Genomic DNA, 20,788 nt, shown 5'->3' with positions numbered 1-20,788 from the left:
CGCCGTGGTTAACATAATTACCGTGATGGTACGGTTTGCCGTAAAAACGGTTCACTCGACGTGCTTATAACCTGATACAGCTTAAATGCACGTTCTGTTTTGGACCTTGCGGCCCCTTACAAGGAACCTCTAAAAACCGGCGGGACCAGCCTGACTGCCTAAAACGACAATCATGCGTCAGTTTTTAGAGGCTCCCTCTCTTAGAATGTGCGCCGGAAAAGTGCCCGGCGCAGCATCTCATTCCGTTTATGCGCCGCGTTGCAGCAGCATAGACTTGATATGACCGATGGCACGCGTCGGATTCAAGCTCTTAGGACATACACTGACACAATTCATAATGCTATGGCAGCGGAAAACACTGAAAGCGTCGTTCAGATCATCCAAACGTGCTTCAGTTTCCGTATCACGGCTGTCGATCAGGAAGCGGTACGCTGCCAACAGACCTGCTGGGCCAACAAACTTGTCAGGGTTCCACCAGAACGATGGGCAAGAGGTTGAGCAACAGGCACACAGGATGCATTCGTACAAACCATCCAGCTTAGCCCGCTGATCTGGCGATTGCAGGTGCTCGCGCGCCGGAGGATTCTTGCCATCATTCAATAAGAACGGCTTAATCTTTTCATATTGGGCATAAAACTGCCCCATATCCACCACCAGATCGCGCACTACCGGCAACCCTGGCAATGGGCGGATCACAATCTTGTTGTTGCCTTTATGCAGCGACGAGATCGGTGTGATACAGGCCAAGCCATTTTTACCGTTCATGTTGATACCGTCTGAACCGCACACCCCTTCACGACAGGAGCGGCGGAACGACAGGGTCGGATCTTTTTCTTTCAGTTGGATTAACGCATCCAACAACATCATGTCCCGCCCTTCTTCCGCGTCCAGGGTGTAATCCTGCATATGCGGAGCGTCGTCGACATCCGGATTATAGCGATAGATAGAAAATTCAAGTTTCATCAATCAGGCTCCGCAATTAGTAAGAACGCACTTTCGGCGGGAATGCCGCGCGCAGTTTCGGTTGCATATTCACTTCACGACGCGTCATGCTTTCCGATTGCGGCAGATACAGCGAATGGCACAGCCAGTTGGCATCATCACGATCCGGGAAATCGAAGCGGCTATGTGCGCCACGACTCTCGGTACGGAAGTTGGCCGACACGGCGGTGGAATACGCGGTTTCCATCAGGTTATCCAACTCCAGGCATTCGATGCGCTGGGTGTTGAATTCGCTGGAGGTATCATCCAAGCGTGCATTCTTCAGACGTTCACGGATCACCTTCAGCTCTTCCAGCCCTTTTGCCATTGCATCACCTTCACGGAACACCGAGAAGTTGTTCTGCATGCAGGATTGCAGTGCTTTACGGATTTCAACCGGGTCTTCACCTGAACGGGTGTTATTCCAGCGGTTTAGGCGATCCAACGACGCTTCTACATCAGAATCGCTGGCGTCACGGCTTTCACCCTGCTCTGTCAGTGACTCCTGCAAATGCATACCAGCAGCACGGCCAAACACCACCAGATCCAGCAGCGAGTTGCCGCCCAGACGGTTAGCCCCATGTACCGATACGCAGGCAATTTCACCGACGGCAAACAGCCCTGGGATCACCACGTCTTCGCCTTTTTCGTTCACGGTTAATGCCTGGCCGGTCACCTTGGTCGGGATACCGCCCATCATATAGTGACAGGTTGGGATAACCGGGATCGGTTCTTTTACCGGATCGACGTGAGCAAAGGTACGAGACAGTTCCAGAATACCCGGCAGACGAGATTCCAGTACCTCTTTGCCCAAGTGATCCAGCTTCAGTTTGGCATGTGGGCCCCATGGACCATCGCAGCCACGGCCTTCGCGGATCTCAATCATGATCGAACGGGCGACCACATCGCGGCCTGCCAGATCTTTGGCGTTAGGCGCATAGCGCTCCATAAAACGCTCACCATGCTTGTTCAGCAGGTAACCACCTTCACCGCGACAACCTTCAGTCACCAGTACACCCGCACCGGCGATACCGGTCGGGTGGAACTGCCACATTTCCATATCCTGTACAGGTACGCCAGCACGCAATGCCATACCAACGCCGTCACCAGTGTTGATGTGCGCATTGGTGGTCGACTGATAGATACGGCCCGCACCGCCGGTGGCCAATATGGTCGCCTTGGCTTTGAAATACACCACTTCACCGGTTTCGATACAGATAGCAGTCGTGCCAACCACCGTGCCGTCCTGGTTTTTCACCAGATCCAGCGCGTACCACTCCGAAAAGATGGTGGTGTGGTTTTTCAGGTTCTGCTGATACAGGGTATGCAACAAAGCATGGCCGGTACGGTCCGCAGCAGCGGCGGTACGTGCTGCCTGCTCGCCACCAAAATTCAGCGACTGACCGCCGAATGGGCGCTGATAAATACGGCCATCGTCCAGACGGGAAAACGGTAGGCCCATGTGTTCCAGTTCCAGAATCGCTTCCGGGCCGGTTTTACACATATACTCGATGGCATCCTGGTCACCGATGTAGTCGGAACCTTTCACCGTATCGTACATGTGCCATTCCCAGTTATCTTCGTGATTGTTACCCAGGGCTACGGTGATACCACCTTGGGCTGACACGGTATGGGAACGGGTCGGGAAGACTTTAGACAGCAGGGCACAAGTTGAACCCGCCTGGGAAATCTGTAGTGCGGCACGCATACCTGCGCCACCCGCACCGATAACAACTGCATCAAACTCTCTGACTGGCAGTTTCATTTAAGCACCCCACACTACGATTGTTCCGTACAGTAAATAGACCAGCAACGCGACAACGATCGCCAGTTGCAGTACCAGGCGCAACGCCAGTGGCTTGATATAGTCCGTCAGCACCTGCCACATCCCGACCCAGGCGTGAACCAGGATCGACAGCAACGTCAGCAAAGTGAATACTTTCGTAATAGAGGTGGCGAAGAAACCGCGCCATATTTCATAGGTGATATCCGGAGCGGTGACGACAAAGCCCAAGATATACAGAACGTACAGGGTAATGATGATCGCGGAAGCACGCAGCAACAACCAATCGTGCACGCCGTTACGCCCTAATGCAGAAACGTTGCTTACCATACGAGGACTCCAGCCAGAATTGACAGCACAGCGGTCAGACCGAACGCCACTTGGGCGGAACGGGTACCTGCGGCTAAACTCTCTTCGATATAGCCAAAATCCATTAACAAGTGACGAATGCCACCGCAAATGTGATAGGCCAGCGCAGTGAGGATCCCCCAGAAGATAAATTTCACGAAGAAGCTATTCATGATGGAGGCGGCGTGCAGGAAGCCCTCTTGAGAAGAGAGAGACAGGCCCAACAGCCAGAGAAGAATGCCCACGGCAACGAAGGTAATTACGCCAGAGACTCGGTGTAAGATGGACGCTATCGCAGTTACGGGAAACCGGATCGTTTGCAGATCCAGGTTGACAGGTCTTTGTTTTTTCACGGTTTTGCCCACACAGCTCTTATTATTTTCCTTCCTCCGGGCCTGGGTGGGGATCAGACAGCGTTAAGAGCCAAAACCCTTACACGTCACGCGCTCAAACATCGACTTCCACTGTGCTTAAACGGCGCGTAGTGATAACGCTGGGTGCTCCTACTTCAGGGTAATCCGGAGACCTGGCGGCAGTATAGGAGGATCACATTCTTATTACAATTCCCATACAATCCCTTTGGGGACATTTCCCTCGAACAGTGATTCAGATCACGATTTTCACATTTTGCACTAAATTAATTATCTGATTTGACAAGAGATCAACATTTCCATTACAAATAAGGTAGCAATCAGCCCTATGATGCGCTACCGCTCAACAGATACACTTCCCCCTATGCTTAAGTTATGCAACAGTGTGTCTGGCTAGCATTCCCAACATGTCGTAGGTAATGATTAATAGAAAATAACGAATCCCGAAGAATCGTTAACAACTGGTAACCCATCTCGCTCGCCGGGTTAGCACTCTGTACCCAACCCGCGCATTTGCGCAGTCGCTCACAGAGTTAGCGTTCGCACCATTTTATTGCGGGCAACTTGCCGAGATTTAAGGTATTTCAGTGGTTAGAGGTTTTTAAAATATGGCGCTAAGGAGACTGTAAATGACTGATAAGAAAGCGACGCTAAGTATCAATAATGGCGAAGCTACGATCGAACTGGGCGTGCTCACCCCAACACTAGGACCAGATGTCCTTGACGTGCGCACCTTGGGCTCCAAGGGTTATTTCACATTTGATCCCGGCTTTACGTCTACCGCTTCCTGCGAATCCAAGATCACCTTTATCGATGGTGACAAAGGTATTCTGTTGCACCGCGGCTTCCCTATTGAGCAGTTGGCAAAAGAGTCCTCTTATCTGGAAGTGTGCTATATCCTGCTGTACGGCGAAGCCCCGACCAAAGAAGAGTTTGAAACCTTCAAAACTACCGTTACCCGCCACACCATGATCCACGATCAGATTACCCATCTGTTCCGCGGTTTCCGCCGTGATTCACACCCAATGGCAGTATTGTGCGGCGTAACTGGCGCGCTGGCGGCGTTTTATCACGATGCACTCGACGTTAACAACGAGCGTCACCGTGAAATTACCGCCTTCCGCCTGCTGTCCAAAATGCCGACCGTAGCGGCCATGTGTTACAAATACTCTATCGGCCAACCTTTTGTTTATCCGCGTAACGATCTCTCTTACGCCGGTAACTTCCTGCGCATGATGTTTGCCACGCCGTGCGAAGAGTACGTGGTGAACCCGGTGCTGGAACGCGCGATGGATCGTATTCTGATCCTGCATGCTGACCACGAACAGAACGCATCAACCTCGACCGTGCGTACCGCCGGTTCTTCCGGTGCTAACCCATTTGCCTGTATCGCGGCCGGTATCGCTTCCCTGTGGGGGCCAGCGCACGGCGGTGCCAACGAAGCCGCGCTGAAGATGCTGGAAGAGATCAAAACGGTTGAGCACATTCCAGAATTCATCAAGCGTGCCAAAGACAAGAACGATTCGTTCCGCCTGATGGGCTTCGGTCACCGCGTTTACAAAAATTACGATCCGCGCGCTACCGTGATGCGTGAAACCTGTCATGAAGTGCTGAAAGAGCTGAACAAGAAAGACGACAACCTGCTGGAAGTGGCGATGGAACTGGAACACATCGCGCTGAACGACCCGTACTTCATTGAGAAGAAACTGTATCCGAACGTCGACTTCTACTCTGGCATCATCCTGAAAGCCATGGGTATTCCGTCTTCCATGTTCACCGTTATCTTCGCCATTGCCCGTACCATCGGCTGGATCGCACACTGGAACGAAATGCACGACGAAGGCATCAAGATTGCCCGCCCGCGTCAGTTGTATACCGGCTATGCCGAACGTGATTTCAAACCGCAGAACAATAAATAAGCTCTGTTTATCTCTGCTTATACCAGGCCGCCCACTCGTTGGGCGGCTTTTTTATCGGCTATTTCTGGCACTCCGGGCACCAATAAAACGGCCGGGATGACAGGACGGTTTTCTCGATCATCACCCCACATCGTGGGCAAAGCTCACCACTGCGGTGAAACACATTAAAACGGAATAAACTGCCATGATGGCGATTGTCATCCACCTGACCTCGGGTTTGATAAGACAAGCGGGGAATTTCCAGCAACGCCTGTGCCAATCGGTGTAACTCTTCGGTCGCTAAGTCCTGCGGCTTATGCTTGGGTGCCAATTGCGCCTGCCACAAAATTTCAGCTCGCAGATAATTTCCCAGCCCCGCCAAAAAGGTTTGATCGAGCAACATTCCCCCCAATTGCCGCTTGCAGAATTTGGCAGACAACAGCCGCTGTTCAACCTGCCCCACCGTTAACGCCATATCCAGCACGTCAGGGCCGATGCGGTTTAAAAACGGATGCTGCTCAATTTCACCACGCGGGGCAAGAGTAATATCGGAAGCGCTGTACAACAGAATCGCCCAATCAGCGGTTTCCAACCGAACGCGCAGATCGCGCTTGGTTTCCGGTGTCTCTCCGGCTTTCACCACTTTCCACACGCCATAAAGCTGGTTATGGCTGTACATGGTCAAACCGTTGGAAAAGTCGGTTAACAGGGCTTTTCCCCGCGGTTCGATAGCGGTAATGCATTCGCCAAGCAAATCAGCCTGATAGTATTTCAGTTGGGGAAAGGCAAACCAGACCTCGGTCAGCGGTTGCCCAATCATCACCGCCGCCAGTTTATCTGCCGCCCGGCGAATCTCCGGTCCTTCCGGCATACCACACTCCTTGATTGAAAAGGGCCCTGCGTACAGAGCCCTCAGATTTTAGCTCATGGCAGCGCCTTAATGCGTGGCTCCACCCACCACTTTCAAATCATGCTCAACCTGTAGCGCAATCAAAATAGCCAATTCCAGCGCAATCAATACGGTTTGGCCCGCCATACTCGCTGCACCAGGGTGGAACGCGGCCTGTTCTGGCAGATACGGAATATGGATAAAACCGCCCTTCACCGCCTGCTGCCCACGCAAACGGTGCAACAAGCCATACATCACGTGGTTGCACACATAGGTTCCAGCAGTCTGCGAAACCGAAGCTGGGATCCCGGCCTCGCGCAGCGCATTCACCATCGCTTTGATGGGCAAGGTGCTGAAATAAGCCGCTGGCCCTTGCTCAACAATTACCTGGTCGATCGGCTGTTGCCCTTGGTTGTCGGGAATGCGCGCATCATCAACGTTAATGGCCACACGTTCCAAAGTAATATCGACGCGCCCGCCCGCCTGACCGACCGCCAGCACCAACACCGGCTGCAATTCATCAATGGCCGCGTTCAGCACCGTTAACGCTTCACCAAACACGCAAGGCAGTTGGCGCGCAACGATACGCGCACCAGCCACTTCCCGTTGGTTAAGCTGCTTCACCACTTCCCAGGAAGGATTCACCTGCTCGCCGCCAAACGGCTCAAAACCCGTAATTAATACTTTTTGCATAAGCTCTCCTACAGGAACATCAGGAAATACAGCAAGAAGACGTTCACTATCAGCAAGGTTACCCCGGTAGGGATCTGCGCCTTGATCACCGCGTTCTTGTCTGGCAATTCCAGTAATGCTGCTGGCACAATGTTGAAGTTAGCCGCCATTGGCGTCATCAACGTGCCGCAATAGCCGGAGAACATGCCGATGGCAGCCATCACCGCCGGATTACCGCCGTGTTGCAACACCAGAATTGGGATACCGATACCGGCAGTAACAATCGGGAACGCAGCAAACGCGTTGCCCATCACCATGGTCAGCACCGCCATACCAATAGCGTATACCGCCACGGCAATGAAACGATTGTCTACCGCCAGGTATTCCTGCGTTAGATGAGAAATCGCGACACCAACACCGGCAGTGGTGAACAACAAGCCCAAGGTGGCCAGGATCTGCGGCAGAATAAACGCCCAACCGATGGAGTCCAGCAGGCGGCGCGCTTCCTGAACCGGCTGCAAGGCTTTTTCATGGGTCATTTTTACGGCAATGAGCAGGCCCAGCACGCAGCCGACCGCCATCGAGAATAACGTAATCAGCGTGGCATGATTGCCGCTGCCAAACACCGCGTTTTGCAATGCCGGAATGTTGTTAAACAGCAGCACACCGATCACCGTCACCACTGGAATGGCAAGCGCAGGAATAAACAGGCGGTTACCCAGTCTTTGTGCGCTGGCTTCCCGCTCTTGCGGGCTACGCTGATGGTAACTGCCCAGGCGGACACCGCCGAAACCGGCGATCAATGCCATCACCACCACCAGCACACCCACCGTAATGTGCAATTGGCGTTTGGCTTCAGCACCGCTGCCGAACAGCCCGTAGGTCCAGTCCCCCACCAGGAAGATCAAACCGTATAGCATCCAGAACAGGCCGGTAGTCACACGACGTGGGTTAGCGCGATCGCGGAACGACATCACCGCGACGATCAGTAATACCGCACCGGCCAACCAATAGAGATATTGTTGCTGGAAATTCATTTGCCAGCTCCTTTCGCTTGCAGCGCGGCTTGATTGAGCTTGCTCAGCTCTGCGGTCAGTTGCTTGTCCATGCGATACAAACGGAAAGCGTGGATCAGGAAGGCACAGATCGCCGTTGGGATCCCCCACAGCGCAATATGCAGCGGCTCGGTCTGAATACCACCAGATTCCAGCATAAAGTTATGCATGAAGATGATCGCGCCAAAAGCCACGAAAATATCTTCACCAAAGAACAAACCGACGTTATCGGTCGCCGCAGACATCGCCCGCAGCCGATGGCGCACGCGCTCGGGCAACTCACCGTAGCGGTTTTCCGTCGCACCTTCGGCCATTGGTGCCAGCAGCGGGCGCACCATCTGCGGATGCCCGCCCAGGCTGGTCAACCCCATCGCTGCGGTGGCTTCACGCACGAACAGATAGACGATCAGCAAGCGCCCGGCAGTGGCACTTTTGATTTTGGCGATCCACGCCTGCGCACGTTCTTTCAGCCCATGACGTTCCAACAGGCCGATAACCGCCAGCGGTAACAGCAGGATCAATGGCAAGTTACGGGTATTAATAAAGCCCTCACCCAGTTTTTCCAGAATCACGTCTAATGGCATCAATGCCGCCAGCCCGGTGATGATACCGGCGGCGATCACCACCAGCACCGGGTTAAAGCGTAGAACGAATCCAACCACGATGGCGGCAATACCAATCAGTGGCCAGAGGTTTACTGTTTGTTCCATAGTTTTCATCCCTTATAGGTTGTGTTTCTTATTTTTATAACAATACGGCCGGGTTAATCCGCACTGACACGGATCTGCTGTGCGGCAAAGCTCTCACGCAGTTTACGGGCATAGGCCAACGCATGTTCACCATCGCCATGCAGGCAAACCGTTTCGGCCTGAACGGCGACCCAGGCTCCTGTCACAGCACGTACTCGGTGATGGCGTACCATCTCCAGCGTTTGCTCCAGCGCCAACTCATCACTGGCGATCAACGCGCCCTGCTGACCGCGCGGCACCAAAGTGCCATCGGCCTGATAACCGCGATCGGCAAACACTTCCTGCCGTGTTGCCAGCCCCAGCTTCTCTCCGGTACGAATCAACTCACTGCCAGCCAAGCCGACCAAACGTAATGCCGGATCCACCGCCAGCACGGCGCGGGCAATAGCTTCCGCCAACTCGGGCTCCACGGCAGCCTGGTTATATAACATGCCATGGGGTTTCACATGCACCATGACGCCGCCCTCGGCACGGGCGATCGCCGCCAGCGCGCCAAGCTGATAAACCACCTGCGCGTAAACCGTTTCCGCAGGCAACTGCATACGGGTACGGCCAAAGTTTTCCCGATCAGGGAAACTCGGGTGTGCGCCGATGGCTACGCCGTATTGCAGCGCCCAGCGCACCGACTGACGCATGGTTTGCGCATCACCGGCGTGAAAGCCACAGGCGATATTGGCGGAACTGACCAGTTGCAGCAATACCTCATCATTGGCACAGCCTTCGCCGAGATCGGCGTTCAAATCAACGATCATTTAACCCCCAGGCAATCTGTTGAATAAAGTGATCCTGCTCGGCTTTGGCACGCTGCGCGTCGGCCAATGTGCAGGGGATAAAGTGGATCGCCTCACCCAGCCGAATCTGCGCCAAATGGTAGAGATCGGCTTCGATCACGCAGGCAATACGCGGGTAACCCCCGGTGGTCTGTGCATCGGCCATCAGTACGATCGGTTGACCGTTATGTGGCACCTGCACCACGCCCGGCAACAACCCATGGGAGAGCATTTCACGCTCGGTGGTTCTTGCCAGCGCCGTGCTGCCATGCAGACGATATCCCATCCGATTACTCTGCGGGCTAAGCTGCCAGGCCGTGCGCCAAAAGGCATCCTGCGCTTCTTGGCTGAATTCGTGATATTCCGGCCCCGGTAACGCCCGGATCCGGTTATTGAACAGCAACTGCTTCACACCCAGGCTCGTGGCCGGTAATTTGTGGCTGTTCCCCAAGGGTAAAGCATCGCCATCTTTCAGCTGTCGCCCACCAAACCCGCCGAAACCGGCTTTCAGATCGGTACTGCGTGAGCCCAGCATCTCTGGCACCGCAATCCCGCCCGACACGGCCAGATAACTGCGCATTCCGCGTTTAGGCGTTTTCAGCGTCAGCTTTTGGCCTTTTTTGACCGGGTAACGCCACCCGGTCCACAGCGGGTTGCCATCCAGTTGGGCATCGCAACCGGCACCGGTCAGGGCAATCCAACCACTTTGGGTGAATTCAGCACTGAATTGCCCAAGCGTGATCTCCAGACCGGCAGCCTCCACCGGGTTACCCACCAGCTGATTGGCAATTTTCAGCGCGGGCACATCCAGCGCTCCGCCCTGGCTGATACCCAAGCGGCGAAAACCGTTACGGCCCAAATCCTGAACCGTGGTGTAAATACCGGCACGCAGAATTTTCAGCATACTCCCTCCTTCTGCGGCACAAAGCGCACGTTGTCGCCAGGGCGTAACAGCGTCGGCGGCATTTCATTGGGATTAAACAGGGCAAGCGGCGTGCGGCCAATCAGTTGCCAGCCACCGGGCGTGACGAGCGGATAAATCCCCGTCTGGCCGCCGCCGATGCCCACTGAACCAGCGGCAACTGACAAGCGCGGCTCTGCCCGACGTGGCATCGCCAACCGTTCCGGCATCCCCCCCAGATAGGTGAAACCCGGCTGAAAACCGAGGAAGTACACCACATAGGCCACCGAGGAATGGCATTCCACCACCTGCTGCGGCGTCATGCCCGTGTACTGTGCCACTTCGTGCAGATCGGGGCCATCCTCCCCGCCATAGATCACCGGAATATCCACATCGCGGGATTCCGGTACCAGGCTTTCATTATCTTCCCACCCCTGCCGCAGCAGTTCCAACATGGCTTCGGCATCCGCCTGCGGCGTATACAGCAGCAGCGTCAGGTTATTCATGCCCGGAACCACTTCGCGCACGTCAGTATGATGGTTGAGCTTTTCCGCCAATGCCCAAATACGTTGCTGACTCTGCAACGTAACCGGTGGTGCCAATTCAAGCACGACTGCTCTTTCCCCTAACAGGTAATATTGTGCTCGCTGCACCTTGTTCTCCTTAATTTATTGCAAAACGCATCAGTTATGCGTGACAGCAGCCCGGCTGTCAATAGAACAACCTTTGCTAAAGTAAGGGTTTAGAATGGGTTACGGGTTCGGCCAAGCGAACCCGTGAAGGAAAATCAGGCAGGATTCGGGATATCGATAAAGGTCACATCAAAGCCATGCTGCTGCGCCAACCACTCTCCTAGCGCCTTGATCCCACCGCGTTCGGTGGCATGATGGCCAGCAGCAAAGAAGTGCAGGCCCATTTCCCGCGCCGTATGGATGGTTTGTTCAGAAACTTCGCCGCTGATAAAGGCGTCGACACCGAATCGTGCGGCGCTGTCGATAAAGCCTTGGCCACCGCCGGTACACCAGGCCACTTTGCGGATCTGTTCAGGCGCATTATCGCCACAGTGCAACACTGCTCGGCCCAGGCAATTTTCGATACGCTGTTGCAGCTCACTGCCGCTTAGCGGTTGCTCAAGCTCACCGTGCGGTAGCAAAGATTCAACCTCACCCAGCACACGGATCCCGAGCAGCTGGGCCAGTTGGGCGTTATTGCCCAGCAACGGATGCGCGTCCAGCGGCAAGTGATAGCCGTACAGATTGATATCATTGCTCAACAGCGTTTTCAGCCGATTACGCTTCATGCCACGTATCGACGGTGCTTCGTTTTTCCAGAAATAACCGTGATGCACCACAATGGCATCGGCCTGGTGTGCCACAGCAGCATCGAGCAGCGCCTGGCACGCCGTAACGCCGGTGACAATACGCTGCACCTGCGCGCGCCCTTCCACTTGAAGGCCGTTCGGCCCATAGTCCTGAAAAGCGGCGCAGTTCAGTTCGGTGTTGATCAGATTTTCCAGATCGAGGTTATGCATACTCATCTCACTTTTTTTACCCTATGGATTTCAAAATGCAGGTAGGCGGCAACTAAGCGAAGCCCCAGGAGCTTACTCAAGTAAATGACTGGGGTGAGTGACAAATCTGCGAAAGCAGATTTGAACGCTGCTTGCAGCGGTCCCGAAGGGACGAGGCCCAGCATGGGCCGAGTAACGCAGCCAACACCCCTGCAACTTGAAAGACGACGGGTATCTTCAAAATTGTTGCCGGTCGCCCTGCTCCATCAAAATAAACTTCACCCCCAGCTTGTTACCTTGCTCTAGCTGCTGCCTGATGGTAACACGCACATCCTCCCCCTGCTTCAGGCTAGGTTTGATATGGCCGATCACGATTGGCAGATCTTTCAGCGAACCTTCTTCACCAATGTATTGCTGCAGGTTTTTCAGCTCTTTCAGCAACCAGGCGGGTGTCAGATGGCCATAGAGCGATTTATCTTCCACACCGTTAGGGTAAGAGGTTTCAATAATCATGCCTTTCAGCTTTTTCTGCTCAATCAGCGGCCCCAGTACGCGCCAGATGGCGTCCAGATTACGTGATTGTTCCAACGCATCCGGGCCGGTATCGCCAAAATAAGCAAATGAACCTTCGCGATCGCTAATCAGCAGCATTGAAGAAGGGTAGCGATCGTGGCTGAGCGGGTACATTACGCCACTCAAGCCGGTCAGCCCCAAGGTAAAACGCAGTTGCGGACGTACCGTTTGCAAACGGTACGTCCCCAGCCGCGCGCCATTACCCGCATCGGTAAAGTTGGGCCAGGCCTTCCAGTTAAAATAGTGGTTACGCAGCGTCAGAACGGTATCCGCCTGCGCATAAATGGTTTTCTTGCTGTCTTGCGGTGAGCCAATGATCAACCCGGCAACATGATCCAAGTGTGCGTGGCTGATAAAGTAACTGCCGATCAGTTGGCGGAACACGTAACCCTGCGGAGTATAAGGGGCCGCCAGTTCAGGCGTCACCTGCGGGAAACTGCCCTTTTGCAGCCCCTTGGCAATGCCCGGCAGCAGCGAACCGGCATCCAATGCCAGATATTGCGTTTGGTTGTCGCTGCGGATCAGGTAAGAGGTCAGATTGCCATCGCTGACGCCGCCGTCGACGCCCAGCGCCACTAGGTCAAAGCCAGCCATCGCCAGTGCGGAATAACCGCTCAGGCACAAAGCCAGCATTTTTTTCATCATCAGGAAACTCCTTGGTGTTGCCTTAAGATCCCCCTCGCTTGGCCGCTTCGAAGGCCGCCAGCGTATCCAGCCGGGCCTGTTTGTGATCGACAATCGGCAGCGGGTAATCCAGCACGCGTTGCTGTTTTTCTGCCCAGCGATGAGGTTGGTGAATGTCATTGTCCGGTACATCCGCCAGTTCAGGCAACCATTTACGGATAAAAGTGCCTTGCGGATCAAAACGTTCGCCCTGTGTGGTCGGATTGAAAATGCGGAAATAAGGTGCAGCATCGGTACCGGTAGAAGCGGCCCACTGCCAGCCACCGTTATTGGCCGCCAGATCGCCATCCAGCAATTGCGACATGAAATAACGCTCACCGGCACGCCAGTCGATCAACAAATCTTTCACCAGAAAACTGGCGCTGATCATCCGTAAGCGGTTGTGCATCCAACCGGTTTGATTGAGCTGGCGCATAGCGGCATCGACGATCGGGTAACCGGTCTGGCCCTGTTGCCAAGCCAGTAATGCCCGGTCATCAGCCTGCCAGCATACCCTATCGGTCCACTCGATAAAGGGGCGGTGCTTGCATAACGCAGGATGCGCCACCATCAGGTGACGATAAAACTCGCGCCAGATCAGTTCGTTCAGCCAGCAGAAAGCGCCGCTTTCCGGGTTTTCCAATACCTCTGGGCATTCGGCGCGCAGCCGGTTAAAGCACTGGCGGGGCGACAGCACGCCGATGGCCAGATATGGCGATAAACTGCTGGTGCCAGCAATCGCCGGCAGATCGCGCTGCTTTGGATAATCCTGCACCTGTTCGCGGCAGAAAGTGCGCAACCGCTGCAACGCCGCCTCTTCACCTGCCGGGTAAGCCTCCCCTGCATCCGCCAAGGGATAATCAAACGCTTGCGGTGCAACCACGTTCACCGCCTCGCCGCGTGAACGCGGGGCAGGTAATGAACTGACATCGGATTCGGTCAGGCGTTGGATAAACGCCCGGCGAAACGGCGTGTAAACCTTGTACATCTCGCCACTGCCGGTTTGCACGCTGCCCGGTGGTAACAGCAGGCTATCGTCAAAGCTGCGGCAAATCACCTTGCCCGCCAACTGTTGTTCAAGCAGCGCATCACGCTGGCGTTCATTGATTTCATACTGACGGTTGTAAAACAGTGCGGTGACCTGCCGCTGCTGGCAGAAATCCACCAGCCAGCGCGCTGAATCGGCAAAATCGTTGCACTGATGGCAAATCAGCTCAATACCGCGCTCCGCCAACGCCTGTTGAACCTGTAACAGGTTGGCGTGGATAAAGGCCGCCTGGCGGGGAGCCATCTCATGCTTTCGCCACTGTTCAGGGGTAGCAACGAACACCGCCACTACTTTGGCATCAGGATCGCTACAGGCAGCCTGTAGCGCTTTGTTGTCGGTGATGCGCAGATCGTTACGCAACCAGATCAAATGGGTAGTCATAGCATTCCTTGCTGATTAATGGCCGTAACGTAAGCGCAATGCTTCTGGGTAGGGTTCGAAATAGCGCTGTTGCGCCAGATAGCTATCAGGATATTCAGCCATGTAATGTTTCAACAGGGTGATGGGTGCTAACAAGGGTTGCATCCCCTGGCGATAGCGATCGATTAATTGTGCCAGTTCCTGGCGCTGAGCGGAATTGAGCTGGCGGCGGAAGTAGCCCTGCACATGCATCAGCACGTTGGTGTGGTTGCGGCGGCTGGCTTTGTGCTTTAGCAACGCCATCAGGCGGCTACGGTATTCCACGGTAAACTCCTCCAGCGATGCCCACTTTTCAATGCCTGCCACAAAACGCCCCAGTTCGCGGTATTCGGGCTGTGAATGTGCCAGCAGTGAAAGTTTATAACGGCTGTGGAAAGCGATCAGCCCGCCGCGCGTCAAACCTTTACGCCACAGCATGTTCAGCTCATAGAGCGCAAACACCCGCTCGACAAAGTTCTCACGCAGCACCGGATCGTTCAGGCGGCCATCTTCCTCCACCGGCAACCACGGCATCTGGCGCATCAATTCGGCGGTGAACAGCCCAACGCCGCTTTTGCGCGCCCCTTCACCGTTCTCACCATACACCTTAACCCGCTCCATACCGCAGCTGGGCGACTTGGCACAGACGATGTAGCCGCATAAATCCTGTAGACCGGCGACACGCTGCTCGGAGAACTGCTGCATCTTGTCGGTGACATCTACCGTGCTGTCGTTACTGTTGCACAACACCGTCTCTTGCTGTTTTTTCATCAGCCGCAGCGCAGGCCGTGGCGCGGGTAAACCAATGGCCATTTCTGGGCAGATGGGTTCGAAGCGCACATACGGAGCCAGCTGTTCAACGGCAAACTCCAGCCGCTTATGGCCACCGTCAAAACGTACGGTTCCGCCCAACAGGCAAGCGCTGATCCCTACCGGAATTTTATCACTCATATTTCACGCCCTAAAATGTTGGATGATGCAAAAAGTGTAGAGGAATTCGCGCGTTAGTACGACCTGGTAATGCAGAAACAAAAAACCCCCGCCAAAAAGGACGAGGGTTTCAGTGCGGAGCGCTGACGGCAATCAATAAAAATCGCCAGACGCGGCTTCTGCCTGCTGCAACCAAACCGGTTTATCACTGGTTTTTGACCAGACACGGTGCAGATAGCTGTAAAAACGGGCGCGATCTGAAAAGAACAGCATCACCGGTAGAGTCAGCAGCAGCGCCAGCAGCACTGCGCTGCGGCGCAGGAGGATCCGATGCAATGGATAAGCGTGATAGTTAGACATGCGAACCTCCTTGGAACACCAGCTGCGGAACTATCAGGAAACCGTACGGGCGTAAGAATTAAAATAAGATGATTTGAAAACTGAGCAAAATTTTAGCGCAATTATTGTAACTTTACTACTCATCCGACCACTGAATTGGTTAAAAAATCGCAGAAAAAAAGCCTATCGCGTAATTTTGTTACGTTATCGTTAATAAAACCCCATTATCAGTTACTAAGCATTTACTTTTTGATAACGCAGTTTTTCTACCTTAAATAACGGCAACAAAATCGACCACGTCGATCTTTACCGCTCTGTAACGCGCTTTTTTGCTTTAATTTCAGCCATTTTTATACTTTCTTTACACCTCACGGCGCTATTTTTTCATCTTCTTTCCACCCCGCTCCCTACACTCAGCTTATCCAAAACCACACCTCTGGAGGTGTCCCGTGAGTTTCAGCGTTATTGGTGGTGCGCTGTTGGTTCTGCTGCTGTTGGGTTATCTGATTTATGCCCTGTTCAATGCGGAGGACTTCTGATGGCAGCTTCAGCCTTCTTACTGATTGCCAGCTTTATGCTGGTGCTTCTGTTGCTGGCCCGTCCACTGGGCGGCTTTATCGCCCGGCTGATCGAAGGCGAACCGCTACCGGTGCTGCGTCATTTTGAAAGCGCCGTCTGGCGCTGTTGCGGTAGTGACACCGCAGAAATGAACTGGTGGCAATATGCCTTGGCTATTCTGTGGTTCAATATCCTCGGGCTAGTGCTGCTATTTGTGCTGCTGATGGCCCAAGGTTCATTGCCGCTTAACCCGCAAGGGTTCGCCGGGTTGTCTTGGGATCTGGCCTTCAATACCGCCGTCAGCTTTGTCACCAACACCAACTGGCAGGCTTACAGCGGTGAAAACACCCTCAGCTATCTCAGCCAGATGGTTGGGCTGACGGTGCAGAACTTCCTGTCTGCCGCCACCGGTATTGCCGTGGCCTTTGCTCTGATCCGCGCCTTTGCCCGCCGCTCCAGTGCCACCATCGGTAACGCCTGGGTCGATATCCTGCGCATTACCCTGTATGTACTGTTGCCGCTGTCGCTGCTTATCGCGCTGTTTTTTGTCAGCCAGGGCTCGCTGCAAAACTTCCTGCCTTACCTGCATCTGAACACTTTAGAAGGTGCGCAACAAACGCTGCCGATGGGGCCGCTGGCTTCGCAGGAAGCGATCAAGATGCTCGGCACCAACGGCGGCGGTTTCTTCGGGGCCAACTCCGCACACCCGTTCGAAAACCCAACGGTGTTGACCAACTTTGTGCAGATGTTGGCGATCTTCCTGATCCCTTGCGCACTGTGCTTTGCATTTGGTCAGGTCGCCGGTGAAAACCGCCAGGGCCATGCGCTGATCTGGGCGATGGCGCTGATCTTCGTGATTGCGGTGATGGTGGTGATGTACGCCGAACTGGCCGGTAATCCGCATCTGAGCGCGCTAGGCAGCGCCAGCAACATCAATATGGAGGGTAAAGAATCCCGCTTCGGCATTCTCGCCTCCAGCATGTTCTCAGTAGTCACCACGGCGGCCTCCTGCGGCGCCGTCAACGCCATGCATGACTCCTTTACCCCGCTGGGCGGCCTGGTGCCGATGTGGTTGATGCAGATTGGTGAAGTGGTGTTCGGCGGCGTCGGTTCCGGCCTGTACGGCATGCTGCTGTTCGTGCTGCTGACGGTGTTTATTGCCGGGCTGATGATTGGCCGCACCCCGGAATATCTCGGCAAAAAGATCGATGTTTATGACATGAAAATGACCGCGCTGGCGATCCTGGTTACCCCGACGCTGGTGCTGCTCGGAACCGCGCTGGCAATTGCCACCGACGCAGGCCGTGCCGGTATTCTCAACCCCGGCGCACATGGTTTCAGCGAAGTGCTGTATGCCGTGTCTTCCGCCGCCAACAACAACGGCAGTGCCTTTGCCGGTTTGAGCGTCAACACGCCGTTCTACAACCTGCTGCTGGCGTTTGCCATGTTCGTCGGCCGCTTCGGGGTGATCCTGCCGGTGTTGGCGATTGCCGGTTCGCTGTGCGTCAAAAAACGCCAACCGGCGGGTAACGGTACGCTGCCGACTTACGGGCCGCTGTTTATTGGCCTGCTGATCGGCACCATCCTGCTGGTCGGTGCATTGACCTTCGTTCCAGCGCTGGCGCTGGGCCCGGTAGCCGAGCATTTGCAGCTTTGGTTGGCAAACTCACAGTCATAGAGAGAATAAAACGATGACTCGTAAACAACGTGCGCTGTTTGAGCCAGCACTGCTCCGTACCGCACTGATTGATGCAGTGAAAAAGCTGGATCCGCGTGTGCAGTGGCACAACCCGGTGATGTTCGTGGTGTACATCGGCAGCATCCTGACCAGCGCCATCTGGTTGACTATTCTGGCAGGCAAAACCGACGGTAACGCCGCTTTCACCGGCAGTATCTCGCTATGGCTGTGGTTTACCGTGCTGTTTGCCAATTTTGCCGAAGCCTTGGCCGAAGGGCGCAGCAAAGCCCAGGCCGAAAGCCTGAGAGGCACCAAAAAAACCAGTTGGGCGAAAAAACTTACCAGCGCAAAACGCGATGCAGCCAGCGAGAAAGTCTCGGCCGAAAGCCTGCGTAAAGGGGATATCGTGCTGGTAGAGGCCGGTGACACCATCCCGTGCGACGGTGAAGTGCTGGAAGGTGGAGCCTCGGTGGATGAAAGCGCCATTACCGGTGAATCCGCACCGGTGATCCGCGAGTCCGGCGGTGATTTTTCGTCTGTGACCGGCGGGACACGCGTGTTGTCCGACTGGCTGGTGGTACAGTGCAGCGTGAACCCAGGTGAAACCTTCCTCGATCGTATGATCGCCATGGTGGAAGGGGCTAAACGCCGTAAAACCCCCAATGAGGTGGCGCTGACCATTCTGCTGATCGCATTAACCATCGTTTTCGTGCTGGCAACCGCCACCTTGTTCCCTTATTCGCAATACAGCGTGGAAGCCGCAGGCAGCGGCAGCGTGGTGTCCATCACCGTGCTGGTGGCGTTGCTGGTTTGCCTGATCCCGACCACCATTGGTGGTTTGCTGTCCGCCATTGGCGTGGCCGGGATGAGCCGCATGCTGGGGGCCAACGTGATCGCCACCAGCGGCCGGGCGGTGGAAGCCGCCGGTGACGTCGATGTGTTGCTGTTGGATAAAACCGGCACCATCACGCTAGGTAACCGCCAGGCTTCGGAATTCCTGCCTGCGCCGGGCGTCAAAGAGCAGGAACTGGCGGATGCCGCGCAGCTTTCCTCACTGGCAGATGAAACCCCAGAAGGCCGCAGCATTGTGGTGCTGGCGAAGCAGCGCTTCAACCTGCGTGAACGTGATTTACAGGCTTTGAACGCCACCTTCGTGCCCTTCTCTGCGCAAACCCGCATGAGCGGCGTCAACGTACAGGAACGGATGATCCGCAAAGGGGCTGTGGACGCCATTCGCCGCCATGTGGAGTCGAATAATGGCCACTTCCCGCGCGCCGTCGACGATCTGGTAGAAAGCGTGGCACGCACCGGCGGTACACCGCTGGTGGTGGCCGAAGGGCCGCGCGTGCTGGGCGTGGTGGCGTTGAAAGATATCGTGAAAGGTGGGATCAAAGAACGCTTTGCCGAACTGCGCAAAATGGGCATCAAAACGGTGATGATCACCGGGGATAACCGCCTGACCGCCGCCGCCATCGCGGCCGAAGCCGGTGTGGATGATTTTCTGTCAGAAGCCACCCCCGAAGCCAAACTGGCGCTGATCCGCCAATATCAGGCCGAAGGCCGCCTGGTTGCCATGACCGGTGACGGCACCAACGATGCCCCAGCGCTGGCACAGGCTGACGTAGCGGTTGCCATGAACTCCGGCACTCAGGCAGCCAAAGAAGCAGGCAATATGGTGGATTTGGACTCCAACCCCACCAAGCTGATCGAAGTGGTACATATTGGCAAACAGATGCTGATGACGCGCGGTTCGCTGACCACCTTCAGCATCGCCAACGACGTGGCGAAATACTTTGCCATTATTCCGGCGGCATTTGCCGCTACCTATCCGCAACTGAATGCGCTGAACATCATGAACTTGCATTCACCATCATCTGCCATTATGTCGGCGGTGATCTTCAACGCGCTGGTGATCGTATTCCTGATCCCACTGGCGCTGCGCGGGGTGAGTTATAAAGCGATGAGCGCAGCGGCACTGCTGCGGCGCAATCTGTGGCTGTATGGTTTGGGTGGGCTGCTGGTGCCATTTGTCGGTATTAAGCTGATCGATCTGCTGCTAACCGCGCTGCATATGGCCGGTTGAGATAATGAGGAAATGATGATGTCTTACTTACGCCCTTCACTGGTGATGCTGATCCTGCTGACGCTGATCACCGGCATCGCCTACCCGCTGCTGACCACCGGGCTGTCACAGCTCATGTTCAGTCGTACTGCCAACGGCTCACTGTTATATCAAGGGGATCAAGCGGTCGGCTCTGCGTTGATCGGCCAGAACTTCTCTAAACCCGAGTATTTCTGGGGCCGCCCTTCTGCCACGGCCGATTCGGCCTATAATGCCATGGCATCCGGTGGCAGCAATCTGGCAACCACTAATCCCGCGCTGGATAAAGCCATCGCCGAACGGGTGAAACAGCTGCGCCAGGCAAACCCGGCCATGAGAGGACCAATTCCAGTCGATCTGCTGACCGCTTCCGGTAGCGGGCTGGATCCGCAGATTTCTGTAGCAGCAGCGCTGTATCAGGTGGCTCGAGTGGCCAGTGCCCGCCAGTTACCAACGGAGCAGGTCGCCAAGCTGGTTGAGGAAAATACCGAGCGTGCCACCCCCAATTTTCTGGGAGAATCGGTGGTCAACGTGCTGAAGCTGAATATGGCGCTGGATGCGCGGCAATAACC

At 55.1% G+C, this 20,788-nt stretch carries 21 protein-coding genes; 5 read left to right on the top strand and 16 right to left on the bottom strand.

Annotated elements, in window-relative coordinates:
* Positions 1–246: 246 nt before the first annotated feature.
* From ACX9GT_RS07340 to sdhC, 4 genes are read right to left on the bottom strand one after another with little or no spacing between them, the layout of a single operon-like run.
* The gene (locus tag ACX9GT_RS07340; RefSeq protein ID WP_473190477.1) at positions 247–963 is read right to left on the bottom strand and encodes a succinate dehydrogenase iron-sulfur subunit; all 717 of its coding nucleotides are present in this window, start codon (positions 961–963) and stop codon (positions 247–249) included.
* Between the two features lie 16 nt (positions 964–979).
* On the bottom strand, positions 980–2,746 hold the full coding sequence (gene sdhA / locus ACX9GT_RS07335) for a succinate dehydrogenase flavoprotein subunit (protein WP_473190476.1): 1,767 nt from the start codon (positions 2,744–2,746) through the stop codon (positions 980–982).
* Positions 2,747–3,094, bottom strand: coding sequence for a succinate dehydrogenase membrane anchor subunit (gene sdhD / locus ACX9GT_RS07330; protein WP_473190475.1), 348 nt, complete (start codon positions 3,092–3,094; stop codon positions 2,747–2,749). It lies immediately after the preceding gene.
* Complete coding sequence (gene sdhC, locus ACX9GT_RS07325) at positions 3,088–3,477, bottom strand: succinate dehydrogenase cytochrome b556 subunit (protein ID WP_459399418.1); 390 nt, start codon at positions 3,475–3,477, stop codon at positions 3,088–3,090. Before sdhC ends, sdhD begins: the two co-directional genes overlap by 7 nt.
* Positions 3,478–4,112: 635 nt before the next feature.
* Here sdhC and ACX9GT_RS07320 point away from each other — a divergent pair.
* A complete protein-coding gene (locus ACX9GT_RS07320; protein WP_473190474.1) occupies positions 4,113–5,402 on the top strand; it encodes a citrate synthase in 1,290 nt (429 codons plus the stop codon).
* Between the two features lie 58 nt (positions 5,403–5,460).
* Here ACX9GT_RS07320 and nei read toward each other — a convergent pair whose 3' ends face one another.
* From nei to ACX9GT_RS07260, 12 genes are all read right to left on the bottom strand, one after another.
* Positions 5,461–6,252 (bottom strand): endonuclease VIII, encoded by a 792-nt coding sequence (gene nei, locus ACX9GT_RS07315; RefSeq protein WP_473190473.1) that lies wholly within the window; start codon positions 6,250–6,252, stop codon positions 5,461–5,463.
* Positions 6,253–6,318: 66 nt separating this feature from the next.
* Positions 6,319–6,963 (bottom strand): pyroglutamyl-peptidase I, encoded by a 645-nt coding sequence (gene pcp / locus ACX9GT_RS07310; protein ID WP_473190472.1) that lies wholly within the window; start codon positions 6,961–6,963, stop codon positions 6,319–6,321.
* Between the two features lie 8 nt (positions 6,964–6,971).
* The gene (locus tag ACX9GT_RS07305) at positions 6,972–7,979 is read right to left on the bottom strand and encodes a DUF979 domain-containing protein (protein ID WP_473190471.1); all 1,008 of its coding nucleotides are present in this window, start codon (positions 7,977–7,979) and stop codon (positions 6,972–6,974) included.
* Positions 7,976–8,707 carry a DUF969 domain-containing protein gene (locus ACX9GT_RS07300; RefSeq protein WP_473190470.1) on the bottom strand — a complete coding sequence of 244 codons (732 nt, stop codon included), beginning with the start codon at positions 8,705–8,707 and terminating at the stop codon, positions 7,976–7,978. The genes ACX9GT_RS07305 and ACX9GT_RS07300 overlap by 4 nt, the downstream gene beginning before the upstream one ends.
* A gap of 53 nt (positions 8,708–8,760) precedes the next feature.
* The gene (gene pxpA, locus ACX9GT_RS07295) at positions 8,761–9,498 is read right to left on the bottom strand and encodes a 5-oxoprolinase subunit PxpA (RefSeq protein WP_473190469.1); all 738 of its coding nucleotides are present in this window, start codon (positions 9,496–9,498) and stop codon (positions 8,761–8,763) included.
* A complete protein-coding gene (gene pxpC / locus ACX9GT_RS07290; protein WP_473190468.1) occupies positions 9,488–10,420 on the bottom strand; it encodes a 5-oxoprolinase subunit PxpC in 933 nt (310 codons plus the stop codon). Before pxpC ends, pxpA begins: the two co-directional genes overlap by 11 nt.
* On the bottom strand, positions 10,414–11,070 hold the full coding sequence (pxpB, locus tag ACX9GT_RS07285) for a 5-oxoprolinase subunit PxpB (RefSeq protein ID WP_473190467.1): 657 nt from the start codon (positions 11,068–11,070) through the stop codon (positions 10,414–10,416). The genes pxpC and pxpB overlap by 7 nt, the downstream gene beginning before the upstream one ends.
* Positions 11,071–11,204: 134 nt before the next feature.
* Entirely contained in the window at positions 11,205–11,948 is a 744-nt protein-coding gene (locus ACX9GT_RS07280) for a type 2 GTP cyclohydrolase I (protein ID WP_473191529.1), read from the bottom strand.
* Between the two features lie 216 nt (positions 11,949–12,164).
* Positions 12,165–13,145, bottom strand: a complete 981-nt coding sequence (locus ACX9GT_RS07275; protein ID WP_473190466.1) for an MBL fold metallo-hydrolase — start codon at positions 13,143–13,145, stop codon at positions 12,165–12,167.
* A 22-nt stretch (positions 13,146–13,167) separates the two neighbouring features.
* A complete protein-coding gene (gene phrB, locus ACX9GT_RS07270) occupies positions 13,168–14,592 on the bottom strand; it encodes a deoxyribodipyrimidine photo-lyase (RefSeq protein ID WP_473190465.1) in 1,425 nt (474 codons plus the stop codon).
* Between the two features lie 15 nt (positions 14,593–14,607).
* Positions 14,608–15,561 carry a YbgA family protein gene (locus ACX9GT_RS07265; protein ID WP_473190464.1) on the bottom strand — a complete coding sequence of 318 codons (954 nt, stop codon included), beginning with the start codon at positions 15,559–15,561 and terminating at the stop codon, positions 14,608–14,610.
* Positions 15,562–15,693: 132 nt separating this feature from the next.
* Positions 15,694–15,900, bottom strand: coding sequence for a YbfA family protein (locus ACX9GT_RS07260; RefSeq protein ID WP_473190463.1), 207 nt, complete (start codon positions 15,898–15,900; stop codon positions 15,694–15,696).
* Positions 15,901–16,328: 428 nt separating this feature from the next.
* Between ACX9GT_RS07260 and ACX9GT_RS07255 the strand changes: the two genes are divergently transcribed.
* Genes ACX9GT_RS07255 through kdpC form a run of 4 tightly spaced genes read left to right on the top strand, consistent with a single transcriptional unit; the run spans position 16,329 to position 20,786 of the window.
* On the top strand, positions 16,329–16,418 hold the full coding sequence (locus ACX9GT_RS07255; protein ID WP_037398280.1) for a K(+)-transporting ATPase subunit F: 90 nt from the start codon (positions 16,329–16,331) through the stop codon (positions 16,416–16,418).
* Positions 16,418–18,115 carry a potassium-transporting ATPase subunit KdpA gene (gene kdpA / locus ACX9GT_RS07250; protein WP_473190462.1) on the top strand — a complete coding sequence of 566 codons (1,698 nt, stop codon included), beginning with the start codon at positions 16,418–16,420 and terminating at the stop codon, positions 18,113–18,115. The genes ACX9GT_RS07255 and kdpA overlap by 1 nt, the downstream gene beginning before the upstream one ends.
* 13 nt (positions 18,116–18,128) lie before the next feature.
* The gene (kdpB, locus tag ACX9GT_RS07245; RefSeq protein WP_473190461.1) at positions 18,129–20,198 is read left to right on the top strand and encodes a potassium-transporting ATPase subunit KdpB; all 2,070 of its coding nucleotides are present in this window, start codon (positions 18,129–18,131) and stop codon (positions 20,196–20,198) included.
* An 18-nt stretch (positions 20,199–20,216) separates the two neighbouring features.
* Positions 20,217–20,786 (top strand): potassium-transporting ATPase subunit KdpC, encoded by a 570-nt coding sequence (gene kdpC, locus ACX9GT_RS07240; RefSeq protein WP_473190460.1) that lies wholly within the window; start codon positions 20,217–20,219, stop codon positions 20,784–20,786.
* The last annotated feature ends 2 nt before the right edge of the window (positions 20,787–20,788 follow it).

This window comes from Serratia sp. YWN4 (assembly GCF_055790845.1).
Note: the sequence above shows the minus strand (reverse complement) of the source record. Positions and strands in the feature narration are given on the sequence as shown.

Excerpts from the sequence above, each read along its gene's own strand:
- ACX9GT_RS07340 (WP_473190477.1), bottom strand. The coding sequence starts at position 963 with ATGAAACTTGAATTTTCTATCTATCGCTATAATCCGGATGTCGACGAC.
- kdpC (WP_473190460.1), top strand. The coding sequence starts at position 20,217 with ATGTCTTACTTACGCCCTTCACTGGTGATGCTGATCCTGCTGACGCTG.
- phrB (WP_473190465.1), bottom strand. The coding sequence starts at position 14,592 with ATGACTACCCATTTGATCTGGTTGCGTAACGATCTGCGCATCACCGAC.
- ACX9GT_RS07260 (WP_473190463.1), bottom strand. The coding sequence starts at position 15,900 with ATGTCTAACTATCACGCTTATCCATTGCATCGGATCCTCCTGCGCCGC.
- ACX9GT_RS07320 (WP_473190474.1), top strand. The coding sequence starts at position 4,113 with ATGACTGATAAGAAAGCGACGCTAAGTATCAATAATGGCGAAGCTACG.
- sdhA (WP_473190476.1), bottom strand. The coding sequence starts at position 2,746 with ATGAAACTGCCAGTCAGAGAGTTTGATGCAGTTGTTATCGGTGCGGGT.
- pxpC (WP_473190468.1), bottom strand. The coding sequence starts at position 10,420 with ATGCTGAAAATTCTGCGTGCCGGTATTTACACCACGGTTCAGGATTTG.
- pcp (WP_473190472.1), bottom strand. The coding sequence starts at position 6,963 with ATGCAAAAAGTATTAATTACGGGTTTTGAGCCGTTTGGCGGCGAGCAG.
- ACX9GT_RS07305 (WP_473190471.1), bottom strand. The coding sequence starts at position 7,979 with ATGAATTTCCAGCAACAATATCTCTATTGGTTGGCCGGTGCGGTATTA.
- kdpB (WP_473190461.1), top strand. The coding sequence starts at position 18,129 with ATGACTCGTAAACAACGTGCGCTGTTTGAGCCAGCACTGCTCCGTACC.
- ACX9GT_RS07265 (WP_473190464.1), bottom strand. The coding sequence starts at position 15,561 with ATGAGTGATAAAATTCCGGTAGGGATCAGCGCTTGCCTGTTGGGCGGA.
- nei (WP_473190473.1), bottom strand. The coding sequence starts at position 6,252 with ATGCCGGAAGGACCGGAGATTCGCCGGGCGGCAGATAAACTGGCGGCG.
- ACX9GT_RS07275 (WP_473190466.1), bottom strand. The coding sequence starts at position 13,145 with ATGATGAAAAAAATGCTGGCTTTGTGCCTGAGCGGTTATTCCGCACTG.
- ACX9GT_RS07300 (WP_473190470.1), bottom strand. The coding sequence starts at position 8,707 with ATGGAACAAACAGTAAACCTCTGGCCACTGATTGGTATTGCCGCCATC.
- pxpA (WP_473190469.1), bottom strand. The coding sequence starts at position 9,498 with ATGATCGTTGATTTGAACGCCGATCTCGGCGAAGGCTGTGCCAATGAT.
- sdhD (WP_473190475.1), bottom strand. The coding sequence starts at position 3,094 with ATGGTAAGCAACGTTTCTGCATTAGGGCGTAACGGCGTGCACGATTGG.
- ACX9GT_RS07280 (WP_473191529.1), bottom strand. The coding sequence starts at position 11,948 with ATGCATAACCTCGATCTGGAAAATCTGATCAACACCGAACTGAACTGC.
- kdpA (WP_473190462.1), top strand. The coding sequence starts at position 16,418 with ATGGCAGCTTCAGCCTTCTTACTGATTGCCAGCTTTATGCTGGTGCTT.